This window comes from uncultured Microscilla sp. (genome assembly GCF_947493425.1).
Lineage (GTDB): Bacteria > Bacteroidota > Bacteroidia > Cytophagales > Microscillaceae > Microscilla.
This window is the reverse complement of the sequence record NZ_CANLRP010000668.1, coordinates 1-234: the sequence shown is the minus strand read 5'-3', so window position 1 is coordinate 234 and position 234 is coordinate 1. Positions and strand designations below refer to the sequence as shown.

Here is a 234-nt window from a genome sequence, read left to right as displayed (position 1 = left end):
AGTTTCATTGGCAAGGCTTGCATAAATTTCTGTGATTGCTTCATTTGAATGCCCAGTCATTTCTTTTAGCTTTGATCTGTCAGTCCCTGCATTATACACCAAAGTGGCAAAGGTTCTACGCCCCACATGGCTTGTCAAGTGCTTATCAATTCCTACATATTCCGCAATCATTTTGAGGTAAGTATTATAGTTTCCACTGGTAACTACAGGTATCAACTGACCTTTGCTTAAACA

1 protein-coding gene is annotated in these 234 nt (G+C 39.3%); it reads right to left on the bottom strand.

Annotated features, from left to right (window positions below; all coding sequences use genetic code 11):
- Positions 1–216, bottom strand: a 216-nt coding sequence (locus Q0954_RS34870; RefSeq protein WP_299466930.1) for a tyrosine-type recombinase/integrase, incomplete at its 3' end; no start/stop codon positions are given.
- Positions 217–234: the final 18 nt, after the last annotated feature.